At 68.4% G+C, this 16,007-nt stretch carries 13 protein-coding genes; 10 read left to right on the top strand and 3 right to left on the bottom strand.

Annotation, left to right across the window (positions count from 1 at the left end; all coding sequences use genetic code 11):
• Positions 1 to 101: 101 nt before the first annotated feature.
• The 4 genes from MYA_RS11605 to MYA_RS11590 all read left to right on the top strand — a co-directional run bounded on the left by MYA_RS11605 (position 102) and on the right by MYA_RS11590 (position 2,139).
• Positions 102 to 539: a carboxypeptidase-like regulatory domain-containing protein gene (locus MYA_RS11605; RefSeq protein WP_014723562.1), complete on the top strand. Its 438-nt coding sequence runs from the start codon at positions 102 to 104 to the stop codon at positions 537 to 539.
• Positions 540 to 668: 129 nt separating this feature from the next.
• A complete protein-coding gene (locus tag MYA_RS11600) occupies positions 669 to 1,028 on the top strand; it encodes a DUF427 domain-containing protein (RefSeq protein WP_011885896.1) in 360 nt (119 codons plus the stop codon).
• Positions 1,029 to 1,056: 28 nt separating this feature from the next.
• Positions 1,057 to 1,749, top strand: coding sequence for a CoxG family protein (locus MYA_RS11595; RefSeq protein ID WP_014723561.1), 693 nt, complete (start codon positions 1,057 to 1,059; stop codon positions 1,747 to 1,749).
• Between the two features lie 126 nt (positions 1,750 to 1,875).
• Positions 1,876 to 2,139, top strand: coding sequence for a tyrosine-protein kinase Wzc (locus tag MYA_RS11590; RefSeq protein WP_014723560.1), 264 nt, complete (start codon positions 1,876 to 1,878; stop codon positions 2,137 to 2,139).
• On the opposite strand, the gene MYA_RS11585 is transcribed toward MYA_RS11590, so the two are convergent.
• Positions 2,094 to 3,095, bottom strand: a complete 1,002-nt coding sequence (locus MYA_RS11585) for a helix-turn-helix domain-containing protein (protein ID WP_014723559.1) — start codon at positions 3,093 to 3,095, stop codon at positions 2,094 to 2,096. The two genes, MYA_RS11590 and MYA_RS11585, sit on opposite strands and share 46 nt — an antisense overlap.
• A gap of 152 nt (positions 3,096 to 3,247) precedes the next feature.
• On the opposite strand from MYA_RS11585, the gene MYA_RS11580 reads away from it, so the two are divergent.
• Positions 3,248 to 3,913 (top strand): cysteine hydrolase family protein, encoded by a 666-nt coding sequence (locus tag MYA_RS11580; protein ID WP_014723558.1) that lies wholly within the window; start codon positions 3,248 to 3,250, stop codon positions 3,911 to 3,913.
• A gap of 116 nt (positions 3,914 to 4,029) precedes the next feature.
• On the opposite strand, the gene MYA_RS11575 is transcribed toward MYA_RS11580, so the two are convergent.
• Positions 4,030 to 4,671, bottom strand: a complete 642-nt coding sequence (locus tag MYA_RS11575; RefSeq protein ID WP_011885891.1) for a TetR family transcriptional regulator — start codon at positions 4,669 to 4,671, stop codon at positions 4,030 to 4,032.
• A gap of 403 nt (positions 4,672 to 5,074) precedes the next feature.
• Between MYA_RS11575 and MYA_RS11570 the strand changes: the two genes are divergently transcribed.
• The 3 genes from MYA_RS11570 to MYA_RS11560 are packed head-to-tail and all read left to right on the top strand — an operon-like array spanning position 5,075 to position 11,070.
• Positions 5,075 to 6,331 (top strand): efflux RND transporter periplasmic adaptor subunit, encoded by a 1,257-nt coding sequence (locus MYA_RS11570; protein WP_011885890.1) that lies wholly within the window; start codon positions 5,075 to 5,077, stop codon positions 6,329 to 6,331.
• A 15-nt stretch (positions 6,332 to 6,346) separates the two neighbouring features.
• A complete protein-coding gene (bpeB, locus tag MYA_RS11565) occupies positions 6,347 to 9,547 on the top strand; it encodes an efflux RND transporter permease BpeB (protein WP_014723557.1) in 3,201 nt (1,066 codons plus the stop codon).
• Positions 9,547 to 11,070, top strand: a complete 1,524-nt coding sequence (locus tag MYA_RS11560; protein ID WP_011885888.1) for an efflux transporter outer membrane subunit — start codon at positions 9,547 to 9,549, stop codon at positions 11,068 to 11,070. Before bpeB ends, MYA_RS11560 begins: the two co-directional genes overlap by 1 nt.
• A 232-nt stretch (positions 11,071 to 11,302) precedes the next feature.
• On the opposite strand, the gene MYA_RS11555 is transcribed toward MYA_RS11560, so the two are convergent.
• A complete protein-coding gene (locus tag MYA_RS11555) occupies positions 11,303 to 12,679 on the bottom strand; it encodes a nucleobase:cation symporter-2 family protein (RefSeq protein ID WP_011885887.1) in 1,377 nt (458 codons plus the stop codon).
• A 461-nt stretch (positions 12,680 to 13,140) separates the two neighbouring features.
• Between MYA_RS11555 and MYA_RS11550 the strand changes: the two genes are divergently transcribed.
• Entirely contained in the window at positions 13,141 to 14,577 is a 1,437-nt protein-coding gene (locus tag MYA_RS11550; protein WP_014723554.1) for a xylulokinase, read from the top strand.
• A 515-nt stretch (positions 14,578 to 15,092) separates the two neighbouring features.
• On the top strand, positions 15,093 to 15,941 hold the full coding sequence (gene fghA / locus MYA_RS11545; protein WP_014723552.1) for an S-formylglutathione hydrolase: 849 nt from the start codon (positions 15,093 to 15,095) through the stop codon (positions 15,939 to 15,941).
• Positions 15,942 to 16,007 lie beyond the last annotated feature (66 nt).

Below are 16,007 nucleotides of genomic sequence, written 5' to 3'. Positions count from 1 at the left end.
CGGCCGCCTCAGGCCGGCTCGGCCGGTCTGGGCGGGCGTCGCCGGGCGTCCGGCGTCGTCGGCACCCGTGATGCAGTGTTCCGACCCGAAAGGAGAGAGCCATGCAACATCTACGCAACGTATCCCGATTCGCGGTGGCCGTCGCGCTGGTCGCGGGCGTCGCCGTCGCGGCGCCCGGCGCCTACGCGCAGTCGGACGGTTTGCCGGAGGCGAGCCAGCAGGGCGATGTCAGCTATGTGTCGGGCGGCATCGGCAAGGATCAGTCGACGGCCTTCGAGCACAACGAATCGGCGTGGCCGCTCGCGCTGCGCTTCACCGGCAAGGGCGGCGAATATCTGGCCGACGTCCATGTGCGGATCGTCGACGCGAAGGGCGCCGAGGTGCTGAGGACCGACGCGCGCGGGCCGTACATGCTGGTGAAGCTGCCGCCGGGGCGCTACACCGTCCATGCGTCGTACCAGGGCAGCGACGAATCGCGCGCGGTCACGGTGGGCGCGAAGGGCGGCACGAAGGCGGCGTTCCAGTGGAGCGCGCAGTAGCGCGGCGGCCCCGTCGCGGGGCGCGCAATCGGACCGAGTTTCGCCGATAATGAAAGCCACGGCCGCGTGCCGTGGCTTTTTCGTTTCCTGCGCCCGGCCTCGATGCCGCGGCCGCCCGGAGGAACAACGATGTCCGATGCCGCCGACCGTCGCCTCGAAATCGTGCCGAACCGCCATCGCGTGCGCGTGATTCACCGCGGCATCACCTATGCCGATTCGCTCGGCGCGCTGACGGTGCGCGAGACCGGTGCGCCGGACACCCATTACCTGCCGCGCGGCGACGTCAACATGCATCGGCTGGTGAAGTCGAGCGTCACGACGGCCTGCCCGCTGCGCGGCCTGGCCGTGTATTTCGATCTGCAGACAGAAGACGGCGTGATCCGCAGCGCCGCATGGAGTTACGAGGAACCAGGGGAGACGGCGTTCGCGCTCGCGCACTACGTCGCCTTCGATGTCGCACGGATCGACAGTCTCGTCGAGACGTCCTGATGCGACGTGTGGTCATCGGGGAGGCATCATGGAACTGAACGACACGTTACGCGTTCCGCTCGCGCCGGCGGTCGTGCGGGACGCGCTCGAGGATCTCGCGTTGCTGCGCGCGAGCTTCGACCATTGCGAATCGTTCGCGAAGCTCGCGCACGGCGAGTTCGCGCTGACGATCACGGTGCCGCTCGGCCCGCTGCGCGCGCGCTACGACGTGCGCGCGCATTCGGCCAGCGAGCAGGACGACGCGCGGCGCGTGATCAGCTTCAAGGCGCGGGCCGATGGACTCGGCGCGCTGCGCGGGCAGGTCGAGCTCGCGCTGCTGCCGGGCGACGACGCAACCACGACGCAGATCGACTACGTGGTGTGGGCGACCGCCAGCGGGCCGCTCGCCGAGCTGCCGGGCCGGCAGATCGAGCGCGCGCTGCACCAGTGGACCGACGATTTCTTCCGCGAATTCGGTGCGGTCGTGCAGGCCAAGCATGGCCTCGTGCCGAACCGTGCGGCGTCGAGCGCGCCGCGTCGCCAGCATGTGTTCCTGCGGCCCGCGTCGCTGATGGCCGCCGCGAAGCGGCCGCTGCCGCATCTCGGCGGCGCGCTGAGCGGCCGCGCGGCCAGTGCGGTGCAACCGCGCGCATCGGGGCCGCTGCCCTTGTGGGCGTGGGCCGCGATCATCCTGTTCGTTGCGGTGCTGTTGTACGCGGCGCGCTGGATCAACGGCGCCTGAGCCGTTGCGTCGCAGGGAGCGTGGGCTGCGCGCCGGCAGCCCGGCGCTCAGGCCGCGCGATGACCGCGACTTTTCCCCTCCGTCATATGCACGTCCGCGCCGTTCAACGACGGCCGCTTCAAGACGGTGCTCGACGCCGCGGCGCGGCGCTACGACATCGTCATCGTCGATCCCGCGCCGATCCTCGCGCTGCACGATGCGGCGAGCATCGGCCGCCGCGGCACGACACTGCTGCTGTGGCTCGGTGTGCCGGGCTTCACCGTGCACGCAGGGCGGCTGACGATCGACGAACCTAACCCCGGCGAAACCGTGTCCGCAGCCGCGGCGCTTTTGGGCGATCGGCCCTACCGCCGCCCGCCGGGCGCCGCGCCGCGAAATTCCCGCCGATAGGCCGACGGCGACGTGCCGAGCGTGCCCGCGAAATGCTGGCGCAACGACACGCTCGACCCGTAGCCGGCCGCCTGCGCGATTGCGTCGATCGATTGTCCGGTGGTTTCCAGCAGATGCTGCGCGTGGGTGAGCCGTTCGGCGTGCAGCCACGCCGTGACGGTCGTCCCCGTGGCCTGACGGAAGCGGCGCGTGAAGGTGCGCCGGCTCATCAGCACGCGCGCCGCGAGCGAATCGACGCTGTGCGCGACGTCGAGATGCGCGCGCACCCAGTCGAGCAGTTCCGCGAGCCGCGCGTCGCGCGGATGCGCGGCGACCGGTTGCGGCACGTATTGCGCCTGGCCGCCCTGGCGATGCGGCGGGATCACGAGCCGGCGCGCGATCCGGTTCGCCGCGTCGGCGCCGAAGCGTTGCCGCACGACGTGCAGGCAGCAGTCGAGCCCCGCCGCCGTGCCGGCCGACGTCATCAGGTTGCCGTCGTCGACGTACAGCACGTCGGGGTCGAGCTTCACGCGCGGAAAGCGCCGCGCAAAATCGTCGGCCCAGGCCCAGTGCGTGGTGGCCGGGCGCTCGTCGAGCAGGCCCGCGGCGGCGAGCACGTACGCGCCCAGACACAGCCCGACGACCTGCGCGCCGCGCGCGGCTGCCGCGCGGACGGCGTCGACCAGCACGTCGGGCGGCGCTTCATCGGGGTCGCGCCATGCGGGCACGATGACGATGTCGGCGTCGGCGAGCGCGTCGAGACCGTGCGGCGCGGTGATCGTGAAGCCGCCGGTGGTCGCGAGCGGGCCGCGCTCGGCCGAACACACGCGGAAATCGAATACGGGCGTCGCGCCGGCATCGCGCTCGTTGCCGAACACGACGGACGGCACCGACAGGTGAAACGGGCTGATGCCGTCGTACGCGATCACGGCGACGACGGTCGGGGCGAGGGCGGCGGGCGACGCGGCGGCGGGCATGACGGGCTCCGGAATGGCGATGGCCCGATTCTATCGAAGAATGGCAAACGGGCCACTGTCCGGCCGCGCGGCGCGACCCGACAATGCCTCGCATCGCGTCGCTGGCCGCTCCGCTCCGGAGCAGCGCGGCGCGGCCGATTTTGGAGCTTCCCATGTCGAACGCCACGCCGTCGTCCCCGTCGTCAGTCGTTTCCCGCCGTGCCCTCATCGTGATCGACGTGCAGAACGAATACGTGAGCGGCAATCTGCCGATCGAGTATCCGCCGCTCGACGTGTCGCTGCAGAACATCGGCCGGGCGATCGACGCCGCGCATGCGGCCGGCGTGCCGGTGATCGTGGTCCAGCACGTCGCGCCGGCCGGCGCGCCGATCTTCGCGCCCGGCACCGACGGCGTCGCGCTTCACCCGGTCGTGGCCGAGCGTCCGTATGCGCATCTGATCGTGAAGGCGCAGGCCAGCGCGTTCGCCGCGACCGACCTCGCCGCATGGCTCGACGCGCGCGGCATCGACACGCTGGCGGTCGTCGGCTACATGACGCACAACTGCAATGCGGCGACCGTCCTGCACGCGGCGCACGCGGGGCTCGGCGTCGAGTACCTCGCCGATGCGACCGGCGCGTTGCCGTACGAGAACGAAGCGGGGGCGGCGAGCGCCGAGGAGATACACCGTGCGTACACGGTCGTGTTCCAGTCGAATTTCGCGGCGGTGATGTCGACCGACGCGTGGATCGCGGGCCTCGGCGGCGCGGCGATGCCTGCGCGCGATTCGGTGGCGGCGTCGAACCGGCGGGCGCGGGCGCGGCGCGCGCAGGCGGCCTGAGCGGATGAGGTAGTTGAAAAGTCGATCGGACGGCGCGGTGCGCCGGTATGCGCTCGCGATCGATTCAGTCGCAGATCGCGATGGGGCGATGAACCGCGCGGTCTCCGCGCGCCCCGTCATCCCCCCGTCTTCAGCATCGCCGGGCTATAACGCATCATGTCGAAGCAGCCGTCGACCAGCTGCTCCGCGTGCTGTTCGGCGTCGATCTCGTCGGGGAGCATCAGCATGTCGCGCACGAAGCCGCTGACGAGCGTATGCAGCATCAGCGTCGCGCGCCACGTGTCGAGCCGCTCGGGCAGCAGCTTGAGCTGCACGGCGAGCGCGAGATCGGCGTCGAGCGCGTGCAGCGCCTCGCTCATGCCCGCGCGATTGCGCTGCAGCAGGGGCTCCAGGTCGGCCACGTATTCGCACTTCATGAACAGGATGCTGAACACGCGCCGCAACTGCGGGTCGCGCTGCACGCCCAGCAGGCACCAGATCAGGATCTTGCGGATCTTTTCCAGCGGATCGGCGCCCGGCGCATCGGGCGGCATCCGCTTCAGCTCGTCGATCGGCAGGAACACGCGGTCGAACATCGCGTCGAACAACTCGCTCTTGTTGGCGAAATGCCAGTAGATCGCGCCGCGCGTGACGCCGGCGTGCTGGGCGATGTCCGCGAGCGACGTGTGCGACACGCCTTTCTCGAAGAACACGTGTTCGGCGGCGTCGAGAATGCGGTTGCGCGTCTCGAGTGCCTCCTCCTTGGTGCGTCTGACCATGTGCAGGCCTGAATGGATCGATCGTAGGTGTGAATAGGGGGCTGCGCCCCCGTCGCCGCTGCTGCGGCCGCCATGCTCACAATTCGTAATGTTTCGTAAGACTCAGCATGCGTGACGAGCGTAGGGGCTTTTTTACATACATCCGTGAATGTATATACAATACCACCCTACGATCGAATGACCCAAGGGGCAATCAGTTAATATCCCACTCTGCTGATTCCCGCCAAAGTACCAGGCCGCATTGCGGCATCGCGTCGGCCCGGAAGCCTCGTGCCGACGTACCGTATCCAGTAGTCCAGTAGTCCCGTAATTCAGGTGTTCGATCAGCGCCGCAAGGCGCATCCGTGTGACGCTCGGTCCGGGCGCCGCACTCATTCCAATGGTTATACACAGAGGTCGCTCCATGCGCGTCGAACGGGTTCCATACCGCTTACTCACTGTCGCGACGGCCGCCGTTTTCCTGGCCGCGTGCGGGAAAAAAGAATCGGCACCGCCGCCGCAAACGCCGGAAGTCGGCGTCGTCACCGTCCAACCGCAAGCCGTACCGATCTACACCGAACTGCCGGGCCGCACCAGTGCGTTCCTCGTCGCGCAGGTCCGCGCGCGGGTCGACGGCATCGTGCTGCGCCGTGAATTCGTCGAAGGCAGCGACGTCAAGGCCGGCCAGCGCCTCTACAAGATCGATCCGGCGCCGTACCTCGCGCAACTGAACAGCGCGAAGGCGACGCTCGCGAAGGCGCAGGCGAACCTCGTCACGCAGAACGCGCTGGTCGCGCGCTACAAGGTGCTGGTGGCCGCCAACGCGGTCAGCAAGCAGGACTACGACAACGCGGTGGCCACGCAGGGCCAGGCCGCGGCCGACGTCGCAGCCGGCAAGGCAGCGGTCGAAACCGCGCAGATCAACCTCGGCTATACGGACGTCGTGTCGCCGATCAGCGGCCGCGTCGGCATCTCGCAGGTGACGCCGGGCGCTTACGTGCAGGCGAGCCAGGCGACGCTGATGTCGACGGTGCAGCAGCTCGATCCGGTCTACGTCGACCTGACGCAATCGAGCCTCGAGGGGCTGAAGCTGCGCCAGGACGTGCAGAGCGGCCGCCTGAAGACGAGCGGCCCCGGCGCGGCGAAGGTGTCGCTGATCCTCGAGGACGGCAAGACCTACCCGGTGCCCGGCAAGCTGCAGTTCTCCGACGTGACGGTCGACCAGACGACCGGCTCGGTCACGATCCGCGCGGTGTTCCCGAACCCGAACCGCGTGCTGCTGCCGGGCATGTTCGTGCGCGCCCGCATCGAGGAAGGCGTGAACGAGAACGCGTTCCTGGTGCCGCAGATCGGCGTCACGCACGACCAGAAGGGCCAGGCGATCGCGATGGTGGTGAACGCGAGCAACAAGGTCGAGCCGCGTCCGCTGAAGACGACCGGCATGAACGGTCAGAACTGGATCGTCGAAGGCGGGCTGAACGCGGGCGACCGCGTGATCGTCCAGGGCGGCGACAAGGCGCGTCCGGGCACGACGGTGAAGACGGTCGCCGCGCAGCTGCCGGCAGCCGATGCCGCATCGGGTGCAGCCGCATCCGCCGCGCCGGCCGCCGCCGGTTCCGGTGCCGCAGCCGCGTCGGGCGCCGCGCCGGCCAGCGCCGCCGCTGCGTCGAGCGCGCAATAACAGGGAGCCTGCTTCATGGCAAAGTTTTTTATCGATCGCCCGATCTTCGCGTGGGTGATCGCCATCATCCTGATGCTGGCCGGGGTCGCGGCGATCTTCTCGCTGCCGATCGCGCAGTATCCGACGATCGCGCCGCCATCGATCCAGATCACCGCGAACTACCCGGGCGCTTCCGCGAAGACGGTGGAAGACACGGTGACGCAGGTGATCGAGCAGCAGATGAGCGGCCTCGACAACTTCCTGTACATGTCGTCGACGAGTGACGACTCGGGCAACGCGACGATCACGCTGACCTTCGCGCCGGGCACCAACGCCGACATCGCGCAGGTGCAGGTGCAGAACAAGCTGTCGCTCGCGACGCCGGTTCTGCCGCAGGTCGTGCAGCAGCTCGGTCTGTCGGTGACGAAGTCGAGCAGCAGCTTCCTGCTGGTGCTCGCGTTCAACTCCGAAGACGGCAGCATGAGCAAGTACGACCTCGCGAACTTCGTGGCGTCGCACGTGAAGGATCCGATCAGCCGGTTGAACGGCGTCGGCACCGTCACGCTGTTCGGCTCGCAGTACGCGATGCGGATCTGGCTCGATCCGAACCGCCTGACGAACTACGGCCTCACGCCGGTCGACGTGTCGAGCGCGATCACCGCGCAGAACGTGCAGATCGCGGGCGGCCAGATCGGCGGCACGCCGGCCAAGCCCGGCACCGTGCTGCAGGCGACGATCACCGAATCGACGCTGCTGCAGACGCCCGAGCAGTTCGGCAACATCCTGCTGAAGGTCAACCAGGACGGCTCGCAGGTGCGCCTGAAGGACGTCGCGCAGATCGGCCTCGGCGGCGAGAACTACAACTTCGACACCAAGTACAACGGTCAGCCGACCGCCGCGCTCGGTATCCAGCTCGCGACCAACGCGAACGCGCTCGCGACCGCGAAGGCCGTGCGCGCGAAGATCGACGAGCTCGCACCGTTCTTCCCGCACGGCCTCGTCGTCAAGTATCCGTACGACACGACGCCGTTCGTGAAGCTGTCGATCGAGGAAGTGGTCAAGACGCTGCTCGAAGGCATCGTGCTCGTGTTCCTCGTGATGTATCTGTTCCTGCAGAACCTGCGCGCGACGATCATCCCGACCATCGCCGTGCCGGTGGTGCTGCTCGGCACGTTCGCGATCATGTCGCTGGTGGGCTTCTCGATCAACACGCTGTCGATGTTCGGCCTCGTGCTCGCGATCGGCCTGCTGGTCGACGATGCGATCGTGGTGGTGGAGAACGTCGAGCGCGTGATGGCCGAAGAGGGCCTGTCGCCGAAGGAGGCGACCCGCAAGGCGATGGGCCAGATCACCGGCGCACTCGTCGGCGTGGCGCTGGTGCTGTCGGCGGTGTTCGTGCCGGTCGCGTTCTCCGGCGGTTCGGTCGGCGCCATCTACCGGCAGTTCTCGCTGACGATCGTGTCCGCGATGGTGCTGTCCGTGCTCGTCGCGCTGATTCTGACGCCGGCGCTGTGCGCGACGATCCTCAAGCCGATCCCGCAGGGCCATCACGAAGAGAAGAAGGGCTTCTTCGGCTGGTTCAACCGCACGTTCAACAACAGCCGCGACAAGTATCACGTCGGCGTGCACCACGTGATCAAGCGCTCGGGCCGCTGGCTCATCATCTATCTGGTCGTGATCGTCGCGGTCGGCCTGTTGTTCGTGCGCCTGCCGAAGTCGTTCCTGCCCGATGAGGACCAGGGGCTGATGTTCGTGATCGTGCAGACGCCGTCGGGCTCGACGCAGGAAACCACCGCGCGCACGCTCGCGAACATTTCCGACTATCTGCTGAAGGACGAGAAGGACATCGTCGAGTCCGCGTTCACGGTCAACGGCTTCAGCTTCGCCGGCCGCGGCCAGAACTCCGGTCTCGTGTTCGTGCGACTGAAGGATTACTCGCAGCGTCAGCACGCGAACCAGAAGGTCCAGGCGCTGATCGGCCGGATGTTCGGGCGCTACGGCAGCTACAAGGACGCGCTGGTGATCCCGTTCAACCCGCCGTCGATTCCGGAACTCGGTACGGCCGCCGGCTTCGACTTCGAGCTGACGGACAACGCCGGTCTCGGCCACGACGCGCTGATGGCCGCCCGCAACCAGCTGCTCGGGATGGCCGCGAAGGATCCGACGCTGCAGGGCGTGCGTCCGAACGGGCTGAACGATACGCCGCAGTACAAGGTCGACATCGACCGCGAGAAGGCCAACGCGCTCGGCGTGACGGCCGATGCGATCGACCAGACGTTCTCGATCGCGTGGGCGTCGAAGTACGTGAACAACTTCCTCGACACCGACGGCCGGATCAAGAAGGTGTACGTGCAGGCCGACGCGCCGTTCCGGATGACGCCGGAAGACATGAACATCTGGTACGTGCGCAACGGTTCGGGCGGGATGGTGCCGTTCAGCGCGTTCGCGACCGGTCACTGGACCTACGGTTCGCCGAAGCTCGAGCGCTACAACGGCGTGTCGGCGATGGAGATCCAGGGTCAGGCCGCGCCGGGCAAGTCGACCGGTCAGGCGATGACCGCGATGGAAGGGCTCGCGAAGAAGCTGCCGGTCGGTATCGGCTACTCGTGGACCGGCCTGTCGTTCCAGGAAATCCAGTCGGGCTCGCAGGCGCCGGTGCTGTACGCGATCTCGATCCTGGTCGTGTTCCTGTGTCTCGCGGCGCTGTATGAAAGCTGGTCGATCCCGTTCTCGGTGATCATGGTGGTGCCGCTCGGCGTGATCGGCGCACTGCTGGCGGCGACGCTGCGCGGCCTCGAGAACGACGTGTTCTTCCAGGTCGGTCTGCTGACCACGGTCGGCTTGTCGGCGAAGAACGCGATCCTGATCGTCGAATTCGCGCGCGAACTGCAGATGACGGAGAAGATGGGGCCGATCGAGGCCGCGCTGGAAGCGGCGCGTCTGCGGCTGCGTCCGATCCTGATGACGTCGCTCGCGTTCATTCTCGGCGTGATGCCGCTCGCGATCAGCAACGGCGCGGGTTCGGCGAGCCAGCACGCGATCGGTACGGGCGTGATCGGCGGGATGATCACCGCGACGTTCCTCGCGATCTTCACGATCCCGATGTTCTTCGTGAAGATCCGCGCGATCTTCAGCGGCGAGAAGGAAGACGCCGACGAGGCGCTGCGTCTGGCTCAGGAGCACTCGCACCACGAAGAGACGCCGGGCACCGGCGACGAAGGCAACAAGGGACAGTGATGATGCAAAAACACGCTTTGACTGCAATCGCGGTCGCGCTGCTTGCCACGGGCTGCACGATGGCGCCGCATTACACGCGGCCCGACGCGCCCGTCGCGCAGGCGTATCCGGCCGGCGGCGTCTACGCGACGCAGCCCGCTGCGGCCGGCACGCGCAGCGCCAACGGCCAGGCGGCGAGCGCCATCGGCTGGCGCGAATTCTTCGCCGATCCGCGCCTGCAGCGGCTGATCGAGATCGCGCTGAACAACAACCGCGACCTGCGCGTCGCGGTGCTGAACATCGAGGCGTCGCGCGCGCAGTACCAGATCACGCGCGCGGGGCTGTTCCCGACCCTCGACGGCACCGGCTCCGGCAACATCCAGCGCTATCCCGCGGGCGTGTCGACGACGCGCCAGCCGCTCATCACGCGCACCTACAGCGTCGGGCTTTCCGCGTCCTGGGAGCTCGACCTGTTCGGCCGCGTGCAGAGCCTGAAGGACCAGGCGCTCGCGCAGTACCTGTCGACCTCGTATGCACGGCAGGCCACCGAGATCTCGCTCGTGTCGCAGGTCGCGGACCAGTATCTGACGTTGCTGTCGACCGAGGACCTGCTGAAGGTCACGGAGAACACGCTGAAGACCGCGCAGGCGTCGTACGACCTGACCAAGCTGCAGTTCGACAACGGTACGGGCTCCGAGCTCGATCTGCGTCAGGCGCAGACGGTCGTCGAGCAGGCGCTCGCGAACCAGCAGGCGCAGGCGCGTGCGCGGGCGCAGGCGGTGAATGCGCTGGTGCTGCTGATCGGCGAGCCGCTGCCGGACGATCTGCCGGCCGGCATGTCGCTCGACGCGCAGAACCTGCTCACCGACGTGCCGGCGGGCCTGCCGTCGGACCTGCTCACGCGTCGCCCCGACGTGATGCAGGCCGAGCAGACGCTGCTGGCCGCGAACGCGAACATCGGCGCGGCGCGCGCGGCGTTCTTCCCGCGCATCTCGCTGACGGCCGCGTTCGGCACGGCGAGCCCGACGCTCGGCGGGCTGTTCAAGGCCGGCACGGCGGCATGGTCGTTCGCGCCGCAGCTGACGATGCCGATCTTCGAAGGCGGGCAGAACATCGCGAACCTGAACCTCGCGAACGTGCAGAAGCGCATCGAGATCGCGAACTACGAGAAGGCGATCCAGTCGGCGTTCCGCGAGGTGTCGGACGGCCTCGCCGCGCGCGGCACGTACGACTTGCAGATCGCCGCGCTCGAGCGCAACGAGCACGCGCAGCAGCGTCGCTTCGATCTGTCGGACCTGCGTTACAAGAACGGTGTCGACAGCTATCTGTCGGTGCTGACCGCGCAGACGGATCTGTATTCCGCGCAGCAGTCGCTGATCAGCGCGCGCCTCGCGCGCTGGACCAACCTCGTCGATCTGTACCGTGCGCTGGGCGGCGGCTGGATTCAGCACGCCGGCGAGACGCCGCGCGCGCCGGACGTGACGGAAGGCTACGACAAGGCGGCCGCGCCGGCGCCGGCATCCGCCGCGGCGACGAACGGGTAGGCGCGGCGGCGTACGGGGGCAACGCGCCCGTACGCCGTTGCCCGCGCAGGCGACAACGCCACGGACCAAGGTCCGTGGCGTTTTCTTTTTGCGCGGCCGCTCGGCGTGGCGACGTCGCGCGCAAGCCGGCGATCGCGCGTATCGCGGCCGCCGTCGCGTGCATGCACTCGTGGGTCCCAAAAGCAGAACGCCACGGCAAGCCGTGGCGTTCTGCGCTGCCGGCCGGAGCCGGTCAGTGATGCACGTCGGCCGGGCGTCCGTCGAAGTCGTGGCCGGCGCGGCGAATTTCGCAGCGCGCGTCCTTCTCGCCTTTGACGCCGTTGAACACGATGTTCAGCAGTACGGCGGAAGCCGATGCGAGCAGGATGCCGCTGTGCAGGATCGGTGCGAGCGCGGGCGGCAGCTTCGAGAAGAAGTGCGGCGACACGACCGGCACGAGGCCCATGCCGACGCTCACCGCGACGATGAACAGGTTGTGCGTGTTGTTCACGAAGTCGACCTTCGACAGCACCTTGATGCCGTTCGCGGCCACCATCCCGAACATCACGATGCCCGCGCCGCCGAGCACGAACGGCGGCACCGACGCGACGACCTGCGCCATCTTCGGGAACAGCCCGAGCAGCACCAGGATCACGCCGCCCGTCGCGCATACGTAGCGGCTCTTCACGCCCGTCACGCCGATCAGGCCGACGTTCTGCGAGAACGACGTATGCGGAAACGAGTTGAAGATGCCGCCGATCAGCGTGCCGAGGCCGTCGACGCGCAGCCCGCGCACGAGGCGCTCCTGATCGACCGGCCGATCGACCATGTCGCCGACCGCGAGGAACATGCCGGTCGATTCGATGAACGTGACGAACATCACCGTGACCATCGTCGCGATCGACAGTGGGTCGAAGTGCGGGATCCCGAAATGAAACGGCATCACGAAGCCGACCCACGGCGCGTGCGCGACGCCATCGGTATTGACGCGGCCGATCGCGAACGCGATCGCGAAGCCGGCGACGATGCCGAGCAGCACCGAGATGTTCGCGATGAAGCCGCGGCCGTACTTGTTGATCAGCAGGATCAGCGTGAGCACCAGCAGCGACAGGCCGAGATACACGGGGCTGCCGTAGTCGGGGTTGCCGACGCCGCCGGCCGCCCAGTTGATCCCGACCTCCATCAGCGACAGCCCGATCACCGCGATCACGGTGCCGACCACGACCGGCGGGAAGAACCGCAGCAGCTTGCCGATCGTCGGCGCGAGCACGATGCCGATGATGCCGGCCGCGATCGTCGAGCCGAAGATGTCGAGCATGCCGAGGCCGGGGTTGGTGCCGATCGCGATCATCGGGCCGACCGCCGCGAACGTGCAGCCCATGATGACGGGCAGGCGGATGCCGAAGATCCACAGGCCGAGCGTCTGGATCAGCGTCGCGATGCCGCACGAAAACAGATCGGCGCTGATCAGGAACGCGATCTGGTCTTTCGGCAGCTTCAGCGCGCCGCCGACGATAAGCGGCACGGCGACGGCGCCGGCGTACATGACGAGGACGTGCTGCAGACCAAGCGTTACCAGCTTGCCGGTCGGCAGCACCTCATCGCACGGATGGACCGTGTTCGATTGCATCTGTCTCACTCCATGATCTTGTTTTCGGGGTGGTACGAAGTTATGCGGAATGCACCATCGCAACAAGAGCACTGGGTTCTATTCCGTTCTTTGCTGGTTCGATATGCCGTTACGGCGGGCGATTGGGTGTCGATCATCGGGAAACTCACGCGGGAGCAAGGTTTCCCACTTTTATAGCCGTTCAAAATAGCGCGGACCCCCATGTCAAATATGGCCGGCCTTATGGTCTGTATCGCCGCGCCGGCATAGTGGCAAAAACGACCGGGCGGAAATCGCGCCGGGTTAACCCGCGCGCAGGTCTTTTTGCCGGCACGGCACGGGACGCGCAGCATGCGCGCGCGTTGGCGTCGCGTTGCGGCCGTGTCGCGTTGCCGTGGCATCGAAAAAACCGCGGCGAAGCGGGGCGCGCGGCGCGATCCCGCTATCATCGACATCCGTTCATTCGAATACTGCGTCCCGTCATGCGCCTGCTCGGAATCGACCTCGGCACCGGCTCCGTCAAACTCGTCACGCTCGATGCCGACGGCGTCGAGCGCGCGGTCGCGAGCGAACCTTATGCGTTGTCGTCGCCGCGGCCCGGCTGGGCCGAAATCGCGCCCGACACGTGGTGGCAGGCGCTGGTGCGCGCCGCTGCGCGGCTGCCGTCGGCGGAACGCGAGCAGGTCGCCGCGATCGGCTTCTCCGGACAGATGCACGGCGTCGTGCTGCTCGACGCCGCCGGCCGGCCGGTGCGGCCCGCGTTGTTGTGGCCCGACACGCGCGCGGTGCGCGAAGCCGATGCGTCTGCGTGGCCTGACGCGCCGAACCCCGTCGCGCCGGGGATGGCCGGCCCGCTGCTGAGATGGCTCGCCGTGCACGAGCCGCAGTCGCTGCGCGCCGCGCGCCACGCCGTGCAGCCGAAGGACTGGCTGCGCACCGCGCTCGGCGGCGAGCTCGCCGCCGATCCGAGCGACGCCTGCGCGACCGCGCTCGCGACGCCGGACGGCGCATGGGAGACGGCGCGCATCGACGCGCTCGGGCTGCCGTTCGACGCGTTTGCGCCGCTGCGGCCGTCGGGCGCGCGCTGCGGCGTGCTCGACGCGAAGGCCGCGGCCGCGCTCGGCTTGCCGACCGGCGTGCCGCTGGCGACGGGCGCGGCCGACACCGCGTGCGCGGCGCTCGGCAGCGGCCTCGTCGCGGCCGGCGACGCGTTGCTGACCACCGGCAGCGGCGGCCAGATCGTCGTGCTCGCACACGCGTTGCCGCCCGCGCGGCGCGGGCTGCATCGCTATCGCACGGCGGCCGGCGGCGGCTACTACACGATGGCCGCGATGCAGAACGTCGGCCTCGCGCTCGAGGCCGTGCGCGGCTGGCTCGGCTATGCGCACTGGGCCGATGCCTACGACGACGCGTTCGCGCAGCCGGCGTCGGAGCGGCTTGGCTTCCTGCCGTACCTGAGCGGCGAGCGCTCGCCGTGGATGAACCCCGACGCACGCGGCGGCTGGCTCGGTCTCGGGCTCGGCGACACGCGCGGCGTCATGATGCGCGCGGCGTTCGAGGGCGTCGCGTTCGCGCTGCGCGCGGGGCTCGATGCGATTCGCGACGCGAATCCGGCCGATCCGGTCGCGACGTTGCGGCTCGCGGGCGGCGGCTCCGTCGACCCGCGCTGGCGCCAGTTGCTCGCCGATGCGCTCGGTGCGTCGCTGGAGGCGGTCGATTGTCCGAACGCGGCGACGCGCGGCGCGGCGCTGCTCGCGGGCGTCGCGCTCGGGCATTGGCGCGAGGACGCGCTGCGCACACTCGCGCCGGCAGCGTCGCCGGTCGCGGCGCCGCGCGACGATCGCGCGCTGGCCGCGCGGTATGCGCGCTTCATCGATCTGTATGCGCGAACCGACACGTGGTTCACGAGCGGCGTTTAAACTCGCGCACATGCCGGCGCGAGCCGGCCCATGCTGGCGATGACGTGTCGTGGCAAGCGGGCGGCCGATTCACGCGTGCGGCAGTCGGCGCAATCGAGGATCATGGCGGCCACGATCGGGTTGCGGGGACGGTTGCCGGGGCGGTCTCGTTGAGGTCGCAATCTCTGTTGCGGTTGAAGTTGCAGTCGCCGTTGCAGTCGCGGTTTCGGTTGCGGTTGGAGTTGCAGTTGCCTTTGCGGTCGCAGTTGCGGTGACGGTGACGGTTGCAGTTGCGATCACGGTTGCAGTCGCAGTCGCAGTTGCGTTAGCGGTAGCGATTTCGATCGCCCCGCACCGCATCCGACGCCACGTCGAGCGTTTCGCGATCCGCCAGGCTCTCGAACCGCGCGACACGCCACCGCACGACGCCGCCCCGCGCGCACGCCACCGCGCACGAAGCCCGCCGACGGCTTCAACCGATGAACGCGGGCGAATCGATTCGCCCGGTCACGCAGTATTGAACGGAAGGGAATCCCATGCTCGAACTCATTTCTTCGCATGCTTGCCACTGCGGCGAGCAACGCTTCTATCGCCACGATTCGAAGGCGATCGGCCTGCCGATGAAGTTCTCGGTGTACCTGCCGCGCCAGGCGTCGCACGGTCGCGTGCCGGCGCTGTTCTACCTCGCCGGGCTCACGTGCACCGACGAGACCTTCGCGATCAAGGCCGGCGCGCAGCAGTACGCGGCCCAGTACGGGCTGGCGCTCGTGATGCCCGATACGAGCCCGCGCGGCGCAGGCGTGCCGGGCGAGACCGACGCGTGGGATTTCGGCGTCGGCGCGGGCTTTTACGTCGATGCGACGCAGGCGCCGTGGTCGACCCATTACCGGATGGAGTCGTACGTGACCGACGAGCTGCGCGCGCTGGTCGCGGCCGAGCTGCCGATCGACGGCACGCGGCTCGGGATCTTCGGCCATTCGATGGGCGGTCACGGCGCGCTGACGCTCGCGCTGCGTCATCCGGGCCTGTACCGGTCGGTGTCGGCGTTCGCGCCGATCGCCGCGCCGTCGCGTTGCCCGTGGGGCGAGAAGGCGTTCACCGGCTATCTCGGCGCCGATCGCGAAGCGTGGAAGCAGCATGACGCGAGCGAACTGGTCGCGCGCGCGGATGCGCCGAAGTTCGAGGAAGGCATCCTGATCGATCAGGGGCTGGCCGATCAGTTCCTCGCGAACCAGCTGAACCCCGATGTGTTCGAAGCCGCGTGCGAGAAGGCCGGTCAGCCGCTGACGCTGCGCCGCCATCCCGGCTACGATCACGGCTACTACTTTATCTCGACGTTCATCGCCGATCACATCGCGCATCATGCGCGCGTGCTGAATCCGTGAGCTTCGTCCCCGCTGCGTGACCTGCGGCGCGCGCCGCACGTCGCGCGCGCATGCCGCATAAGAAAA

Source organism: Burkholderia sp. KJ006 (assembly GCF_000262695.1).
Classification (GTDB): domain Bacteria; phylum Pseudomonadota; class Gammaproteobacteria; order Burkholderiales; family Burkholderiaceae; genus Burkholderia; species Burkholderia vietnamiensis.
The sequence above is the reverse complement of the archived record's forward strand: the minus strand, read 5'-3'. Positions and strand labels throughout refer to the sequence as shown.